The sequence below is a fragment of the Lutibacter sp. genome (genome assembly GCF_013139515.1).
In the GTDB taxonomy this organism is placed as follows: domain Bacteria; phylum Bacteroidota; class Bacteroidia; order Flavobacteriales; family Flavobacteriaceae; genus Lutibacter.
This window is the reverse complement of record NZ_WTAR01000022.1, coordinates 58130-65917: the sequence shown is the minus strand read 5'-3', so window position 1 is coordinate 65917 and position 7788 is coordinate 58130. Positions and strand designations below refer to the sequence as shown.

At 30.6% G+C, this 7788-nt stretch carries 9 protein-coding genes; 3 read left to right on the top strand and 6 right to left on the bottom strand.

The window, feature by feature from the left end:
* Positions 1 to 163: 163 nt before the first annotated feature.
* The 6 genes from GQ540_RS02765 to GQ540_RS02740 form a co-directional block, all read right to left on the bottom strand.
* Positions 164 to 307 carry a hypothetical protein gene (locus GQ540_RS02765; protein ID WP_291796990.1) on the bottom strand — a complete coding sequence of 48 codons (144 nt, stop codon included), beginning with the start codon at positions 305 to 307 and terminating at the stop codon, positions 164 to 166.
* A 98-nt stretch (positions 308 to 405) separates the two neighbouring features.
* Positions 406 to 1578 carry a tyrosine-type recombinase/integrase gene (locus tag GQ540_RS02760; protein WP_291796978.1) on the bottom strand — a complete coding sequence of 391 codons (1173 nt, stop codon included), beginning with the start codon at positions 1576 to 1578 and terminating at the stop codon, positions 406 to 408.
* 92 nt (positions 1579 to 1670) lie between these two features.
* Positions 1671 to 2057, bottom strand: a complete 387-nt coding sequence (locus tag GQ540_RS02755) for an LETM1 domain-containing protein (RefSeq protein ID WP_291796972.1) — start codon at positions 2055 to 2057, stop codon at positions 1671 to 1673.
* A 53-nt stretch (positions 2058 to 2110) separates the two neighbouring features.
* Complete coding sequence (locus tag GQ540_RS02750; RefSeq protein ID WP_291796970.1) at positions 2111 to 3472, bottom strand: peptide MFS transporter; 1362 nt, start codon at positions 3470 to 3472, stop codon at positions 2111 to 2113.
* Positions 3473 to 3620: 148 nt separating this feature from the next.
* Positions 3621 to 4193, bottom strand: a complete 573-nt coding sequence (locus GQ540_RS02745; protein WP_291796968.1) for a YceI family protein — start codon at positions 4191 to 4193, stop codon at positions 3621 to 3623.
* A 44-nt stretch (positions 4194 to 4237) separates the two neighbouring features.
* On the bottom strand, positions 4238 to 4711 hold the full coding sequence (locus tag GQ540_RS02740) for a hypothetical protein (protein ID WP_291796965.1): 474 nt from the start codon (positions 4709 to 4711) through the stop codon (positions 4238 to 4240).
* A gap of 363 nt (positions 4712 to 5074) precedes the next feature.
* Here GQ540_RS02740 and GQ540_RS02735 point away from each other — a divergent pair, with 363 nt between their 5' ends.
* Genes GQ540_RS02735 through GQ540_RS02725 form a run of 3 tightly spaced genes read left to right on the top strand, consistent with a single transcriptional unit; the run spans position 5075 to position 7725 of the window.
* A complete protein-coding gene (locus tag GQ540_RS02735; RefSeq protein ID WP_291796963.1) occupies positions 5075 to 5314 on the top strand; it encodes a PqqD family protein in 240 nt (79 codons plus the stop codon).
* A 3-nt stretch (positions 5315 to 5317) separates the two neighbouring features.
* The gene (locus tag GQ540_RS02730; protein WP_291796960.1) at positions 5318 to 6361 is read left to right on the top strand and encodes an ATP-grasp domain-containing protein; all 1044 of its coding nucleotides are present in this window, start codon (positions 5318 to 5320) and stop codon (positions 6359 to 6361) included.
* A gap of 11 nt (positions 6362 to 6372) precedes the next feature.
* Positions 6373 to 7725 carry a hypothetical protein gene (locus GQ540_RS02725; RefSeq protein ID WP_291796958.1) on the top strand — a complete coding sequence of 451 codons (1353 nt, stop codon included), beginning with the start codon at positions 6373 to 6375 and terminating at the stop codon, positions 7723 to 7725.
* Positions 7726 to 7788: the final 63 nt, after the last annotated feature.

Below are 7788 nucleotides of genomic sequence, written 5' to 3'. Positions count from 1 at the left end.
AATTATTCAACTTTTATTTTTGGTTTCATTGAGTTCATTTTCACAAGTTGGAGGTGAAAGTATTTATAATTTTTTAAATTTAACAGGCTCAGCAAAACAAGTAGCTTTAGGTGGTAAAACATTAACTGGAGTTGCAACAAAAAGTCGGACATTTTTTTAAGACCTATGCTACATATTTTAAATTGTTAACTTCTAGCTCTACTTCTTTCGGTGTTTTATAATTTAAAGAAGAATGCAATCTTCTTCTTCTATTATACCAAACCTCTATATATTCAAATACTTCAAAATTAACACCTAAAAGGAACATTCAAAAGTATCATTTAAATTTTCAACCTTCTGTAATTTTAAAACGATGGCTGAAGAAGGGAATTCTAACCTACAAAGAAGGAAGTAAAAGTAGGTAAACTAATAATTTCCTGATAATCGAAGATGTGTATTGTTTTTTTTGTCTTCAACCAAACTCTTTATTGCCAAATCTAGCGGACTCTCAATTTTGAGTAAATCTTTTTTAGATACGTGTGTATAAATCATAGTAGTTTCGGGTTTTGCATGACCCAATAATTCTTGGATATAACGTAAATCTATCCCGTTTTCTAATAAATGTGTGGCATAACTATGTCTTAAAGTATGTGGTGTAACTCGTTTTGTAATTCTAGCAATTTTGCTTGATCTGTGTAAAAATGCCCGAACACTTTCGGCACTATACTGCTGGTATGGCTTTCCTTCAACAAAATAGTTTTTTGGTTCGTAACTCATTAAATAATTTTGCATTAAAGGAATAAAACTTTGTGCTAAAATTATATTTCTATCTTTTCTGCCTTTACTGTTTTTAACAATCAGTTGTCTTCTATCAATATCTATATGACATAATTTTAAGTGTAATAATTCACTTATGCGCAAGCCTGCCGAGTAGATCATAGCCAATACCGATCTGTGTTTTAAATTTTTAGTGTACCGTAGTAAATCAATTACTTCTTCTTTAGATAATACGGTTGGTAATATTTTACTCTTTTTTGGTCGCTTTAATTGAAGTTCGTTAATTTGACATTCAGGGTAAAATGCTTTAAATAATTTTATGGCACTAAAAAATTGCCGATGTGTGCTTATACTGTATTTTCTAGGTATAAAAACATCTTCAATAAATTGCTCTACAGTTCTGTTAGTGATTGTTGTAAGTGGAGTGTCTTTCAAATAATTAATAAAATCAGCCACAAAAGTAACATAGGTTTTAACAGTACTTTCGCTATAACACTTACCCTTTAAATACTTAACATAGGCTTTTATAATTTCTTTATTTTTTGCTGAAATTTTTCTAGGTTTTCGTACGGTACTTACAGTAAGCTCATTATTATACATAGAATCGTCTAATTTAAAAACCGCTTCGTTTTTAAGTGTTTTTTTTATTAAATCGATATTTTTTGAAGAGTATTCAATATACCATCCTCTTAATGTTTGACTCCAAACAGTATCATTAATAGCTTTAATTTTATTTTTAAGCACATCATTATACGGGAAAATTAAGAGTAATTGTATTTTTTTTCGGTGTGTTACTTTTTTTAAAAGTATAGTAGGTTTCATAGATTTAATTTTTTCATAGCAATTCAAATATAAACAATTTTAAATTGAATTATTAAAAATAAAATGAATAGTTATGAAACGAAGTAAGCTATCTATAAATCCTTTCTTCCTTTAAAGTTTGAAGGGTATAAATCAATCCCTTTTTTTTCAGCAGCTTTTAAAATAAAAGGAATAAGTAGGGTAGCCCCTGGTATAATCATAAATGGAACGCCAATACCTATAATTTTAAAAATATCTGCAACTTGAGTTTTTAAATGACTTTCTTCAGTTTTTGAAATTGGTTTATTTGAAACAAATTTTATAATTATGCGTGAAGCTTCTTTGGTATCAGTTGCCTCGTTTTTCATTCCAATTAAAAAATCATTAAGAGCTCTAGTTGTTCTTAATTTATTTTTTTTAACTAGTTGCGCAAATTCTGATTTTCCATTTTTTTCAAAAACGGAAACATCCAATTTTAAAAGTTGTTTTCTATCTTGCATTTAATTTACTCCTAAATAATTGTTTAAAGCTTTTAGATTCTCGTTATTCAAATCTACTCAGCTTCAACTATTACTATTTTTTCATCTACATCATCGGCTCCATGGGTTAGTTTCTTTAACCTTTTAACAAATACTATAAGTAGCAATCCAAATGAAACACAAAATATAAGTACACCCATAAAAATAGTGTATTCACCAGCGCTTTGAGCGGCTTCACCTACCAAACCAGCTAGTTTATTACCAACTCCTGAAACCATAAAATAAGTTCCCATCATTAAAGAAGCGTATTTTATAGGTGCTAATTTGGTGATAAACGATAAGGCAACGGGTGAGATACTTAATTCTCCAATTACGTGTAATAAATAAGCTCCAAACATCCAGTAAATAGATGCTTTACCGTCTAGCGAGCTTGCAGTTTCAAGTGCAGCCGCAGCCAACAATAAAAACCCTAAACCAGTAATAATTGTACCGGCTCCCATTTTAAAGAGTGAAGAACTTTCTTTTCCTTTTTTACGCCAACGTGTCCAAAACCAAGCTACAGGAACTCCAAATAAAATAACAAAAAAGGCGTGTAATGCTTGTAAAAAACTTGTAGGTACGGTAAAGCCAAACATGACTCTGTCAATTTTATCGCGCGCATATAAATTCATTAACCCGCCTGCTTGCTCATAGGCTCCCCAAAAAACAATGACAATGATAAACGATAAGATTAAAACAATCATTCGGTCTTTTTCAATAGCAGTAAGTGGTACTTTTTTATTGGTTCCTTTTTCCTTCGGAATAATAACAAAATTCCCAACATCTTTTAAATATTTTTGACCCCATATGTATACGATCTGTCCAATAGTCATACCAATACCAGCCAATCCAAATCCGTAATGCCAGTTAATAACTTCACCCACATAACCAACAATTAAAGGTGCTGCAAAGGCACCAATATTAATTCCAATATAAAATATGGTAAATGCGGTATCTCTTTTAGCGTCACCTTTGTTATACAACCCTCCAACCATGGTTGAAATGTTTGGTTTTAAAGCTCCAACACCTAAAACAATAAGGACCAATCCTGAGTAAAAAGCTGTTATGGTATCAAAAGCTAAAATTATATGTCCGGCTACTAATAAAAAACCACCCAGCATCACCGTTTTTTTCTGCCCTAATAAACGGTCAGCCAGTAAACCACCTGGAACAGATAATACATATACAAACATGGTGTACCAACCATAAAGTTCAAGTGCAGAGACTTTATCCCAACCTAAACCTGCATTGCTATCAGTAGTTTTTGCAGTTAAATACAAAATTAAAATAGCGCGCATACCATAGTATGAAAAACGTTCCCATAACTCAGTAAAAAATAAGATATATAATCCTTTAGGATGTCCCCATAATGTTTGTTCTTGTACTTTGCTTGTCATATAAATAATTTATTTTAAAAGTGCTAAATATACTCTTTTATTATGAATTATTTTTGTGTTAAGTTTTGATTTAAAATTGCTGTAAAAAAAATCCTCTTACTTAATTAAAAGTAAAAGGATTTTAAAAAATTGGGGTTTAATTAGTTATTTACCCTTCTTTAGTATATTCAGATTTTGAAGTTACTTCAATAGTTTTAGCAATGTTTGTTGATGGTTTACCACCTTTAAAAGCAACTTTATAATCAACTAAAGTTAAGTTTACTTTTGTTTCAACAGTAATTTTGTTTCCTGAAACAGTAATGGTAGCAGTTTCAGTAATTGCTTTTGTAATACCGTGTAAATTCATTTCCCCAGTAATAGTAGCATTGTAAGTTCCATCTGCTTCAAAATTAATAGCTTCAAGATTGGTAATTTGACCTTTAAATTTAGCCTTTGGAAATGTTTTAGTATCTAAAAACTTTTTACTGTTATAATGTTTTTGCATTAATGCTTTTTCAAATTCAAACCCCTGCATGGGTACAGAGTAAACTACTTCTCCGGTAGCTGTATCTAATGTGCTTACTACTTTATAATTATTGGCACTAATATCTTCAACAGCTGTGTGTGAAAAGAAGTTGATGTGGCCAGCTTTAGTGACTAATTTACTAACTGTTGGTAGTGTAAATGCTGATGTTATTGCTAAAATTCCTGAAATAGCAATTGTGAAAAGTAATTTTTTCATGATAGTTGTTTTTAGTTATAAATTATGTTTGTTAATTGTTTTTATTAATTCTGAATGATATTGCATTTTTCAAGTATTACATCTTCGTACAATTCTAAATCTTCATCGTAACCAGCACCTGAACGGATCACTCCTTTTATACTTGCTTGGTCGCCTACTTTAAAGTTTTCGGTATTCATATTTGTTTCAGTTGTAAAAGTGCAACTTACACCTGCTTTATCAGTTTCGGTTTTTAGAAATAGTACTTTCTGATTGTTTAAATCTTCAGAAATGGAAGCAACAGTTCCTGAAATAGCAATTATTTTTGATTCTCCTTCTTCATCTAAATATTTATTATTTGCTTTAGTAGCATCGGTTAAGAATTCTTTTACCAATGCAGAAGCTTCTAATTTATAATCAACGGTAGCTGCTTGTATATTTCTGTGAGGTTGATTAAACATAAAGTAGATAACTGCGCCACCAATAATAATTCCGCTAACGAGAAGAATTAAACCCCATTTTAGTATTCTTTTTTTCATTTTTAATAGTTTTTATGAATTTCTAGAATTTTAATAAATAGTAATAAACCATTTTTTTAATAGTCTGTATAGTTTTGCAATCCTAACATGAAAATGAATAAAAACATAGAATAAGTTGTAACTTGTTGATTGTTAGTGTTCAAAAATGTTATAAAATATAATTAAGAGAATGCAATATGTTAGTAGCAAAATTTTGACAGTTGTGTAACAAATGTTCATTAAACCTTTTTAAAAAGTGAGAGTCTTAATAAAATCTTTGAAACATCTAATTTTATGTTGAGTAACAAATATAGCTTTTCATTAAAAAATTAGTTATGAAATTTGAGATGTAAACAATAAATTTTAATAGTAAAAAAACAATATATGAGCAAATTAAATTCACTAGCCATAAGTGATAACGGGTTTATTTTTAAACCATCTACAGGTGAGTCGTTTACAACAAATGAATTAGGTTTATTAATTATTCATCATTTAAAAGAAGGAAAACCCGCCAATGAAATTATTGATGAAATTACAACTGAATTTGAAATAGATAAAGTAACTGCAGGTCGTGATTTATATGAGTATTTAGATTTTTTAAAACGTGAAAATATGTTAGACTAAGTTATGGCATCAAAAAAAATAACTATAGCAGTTACAGGTTTAAATAATATTGATAGTCCAGGTCCTGGAGTTTCTGTAATTAGAGGAATAAAAGATTCAGGAATGAATGTTCGAATTATAGGTTTAGCCTATGAAAATTTAGAACCAGGAATTTATATGCCAAATTTGGTAGATAAAACGTACCTAATGCCTTTCCCTTCAACAGGAAGTGAAGCATTTTTAGATCGTTTAACGTATATTCAGGAAAGAGAGCAATTAGATTTAATTATTCCAAATTTTGATTCAGAATTGTACTTATTTATAAAATTTAGCAAAAAATTGTTAGAAATGGGTATTCGTACATTCTTACCAACTATGGAGCAGTTTGAAGAACGACATAAAGATAATTTACCTGAGTTTGCTAAAAAATATAATATTACCGTACCAGCTAGTAAACCAATTTTAAATAGTAAAGAATTGGCAAATTTGCCAAAACCTTTATCATATCCATATTATATAAAAGGTAAGTTTTACGAAGCTTATAAAGTGGTAAACCAAAGTCAAGGTGTGTATTATTTTAATAAATTATCTGCAAAATGGGGACTTCCAGTTATAGTACAAGAAGCAGTACATGGAACAGAAGTAAATGTAATTGCATTAGGTGATGGAGAAGGAAATACAATTTCTGCAGTTGCTATGCGTAAACAATATATTACAGATAAAGGAAAGGCTTGGGGAGGAATTACATTAAATGATGAACGTTTACTTGAAATAACACATCATATTATGAAAGAAACAAAATGGCGTGGTGCTATGGAACTTGAAATGATAAAGACTGATGATGGTGAATATCATTTAATTGAAATTAATCCTCGTATACCAGCTTGGGTGTATTTAGCAGTTGGCGCAGGGCAAAATATTCCTGAAATGTTATGCAGAATGGCAATGGGAGAAAAAGTAGCACCAGTAACTGAATACGCTTACGGTAAAATGTTTATCCGTTATTCGTGGGATTTAATAGGTGATATTGCCGATTTTGAAAAAATAATCATGTTTGGAGAATTATAAAAATGAAAAAAATGAATAAAAAAATATATGAACGCCCGGTATTAAGAAAAGTTGTTGAAGGAATTCCAAACAAATTTGGAAGTGTAAAAAGGTTGCAACCCATAGAAACTATAGACAATGTACCCATTGATGGTATTATTGAAAAATATGGATCTCCAGTGTTTGTTATTTCTGAAAAAACAATGCGAGAAACCTATAGAACTGCGCATAGAGCGTTTTCTACACGGTATCCAAAAGTGCAATTTGCATGGTCATATAAAACTAATTATTTAGATGCTGTTTGCCGTATTTTTCATCAAGAAGGAGCTTGGGCTGAAGTAGTTTCAGGCTTTGAATATGAAAAAGCAATAGATAATGGCACACCTGGAAATAAAATTATTTTTAACGGACCAGATAAAAGCGATGCCGATTTAATAAGAGCCATCAACAATAAATCATTAGTTCATATAGATCATTTTGATGAATTGTACACAATTATTGGTTTGGTTGATAAATTAAAAGAACGTCCACAAGTTGCAATTCGGGTAAATATGGATACAGGAATTATTCCTCAGTGGGATCGTTTCGGATTTAATTATGAAAATGGTGAAGCTTGGAATGCAATAAACAGGTTACTTTCTAACGGAAAAATAGATTTAATTGGGTTACACATTCATATAGGAACGTATATAACAATGTCTAAAGCATATGCTACTGCAGTTGAAAAATTAGCAGCTTTGGCAAATAAAACATACGATCGTTTTCAAACTAGTATTGGCTATATTGATGTTGGTGGAGGTTTTGCATCACAAAACACATTACAAGGTGCGTATATGCTAGCAACTGACACTACACCAAGTTTTGATGATTATGCACATTCAATTACAACGGCTATGACAGCTGTTAATTTTCCAAATAATGAAACTCCAATGTTAATTTTAGAAACAGGACGGGCTTTAATTGATGATGCCGGCTGGTTGGCAGGAACCGTTTTAGCAAATAAGCGTTTAGCTGACGGAAGACGATCTATGGTAATTGATGCAGGTGTAAATTTAATGTTCACTGCTTTTTGGTACGATCACGAAATTTATCCGGTACATGAATCAAGTTTTCAATCAGAGCCAACAACAATTTACGGGCCTTTATGTATGAATATTGATGTGATTCGTAAAAATATAGATTTTCCAATGTTAAATAAAGGAGATCATTTTGTAGTGAAAAGAGTAGGAGCGTACACCATGACACAATGGATGCAGTTTATTACCTATCGTCCTAATATTGTTTTAATTGATGAAAAAGGAGAAGTGCATTTGGTACGAAAAGCTGAAGATAAAGAAGTATTTAGAAGACAAGAATTAGTGCCAGAATACCTTCAGAATAAATAAAATAGTGATAAAATGTTAGTCTGAGCTTGTAGAAGATAATTAAAGTAAACACTTCAACAAGCT

Bases quoted from the DNA above. Each gene is read 5' to 3' on its own strand.
- GQ540_RS02725 (WP_291796958.1), top strand. From the start codon at position 6,373: ATGAATAAAAAAATATATGAACGCCCGGTATTAAGAAAAGTTGTTGAA.
- GQ540_RS02730 (WP_291796960.1), top strand. From the start codon at position 5,318: ATGGCATCAAAAAAAATAACTATAGCAGTTACAGGTTTAAATAATATT.
- GQ540_RS02760 (WP_291796978.1), bottom strand. From the start codon at position 1,578: ATGAAACCTACTATACTTTTAAAAAAAGTAACACACCGAAAAAAAATA.
- GQ540_RS02750 (WP_291796970.1), bottom strand. From the start codon at position 3,472: ATGACAAGCAAAGTACAAGAACAAACATTATGGGGACATCCTAAAGGA.
- GQ540_RS02735 (WP_291796963.1), top strand. From the start codon at position 5,075: ATGAGCAAATTAAATTCACTAGCCATAAGTGATAACGGGTTTATTTTT.
- GQ540_RS02765 (WP_291796990.1), bottom strand. From the start codon at position 307: ATGTTCCTTTTAGGTGTTAATTTTGAAGTATTTGAATATATAGAGGTT.
- GQ540_RS02740 (WP_291796965.1), bottom strand. From the start codon at position 4,711: ATGAAAAAAAGAATACTAAAATGGGGTTTAATTCTTCTCGTTAGCGGA.
- GQ540_RS02755 (WP_291796972.1), bottom strand. From the start codon at position 2,057: ATGCAAGATAGAAAACAACTTTTAAAATTGGATGTTTCCGTTTTTGAA.
- GQ540_RS02745 (WP_291796968.1), bottom strand. From the start codon at position 4,193: ATGAAAAAATTACTTTTCACAATTGCTATTTCAGGAATTTTAGCAATA.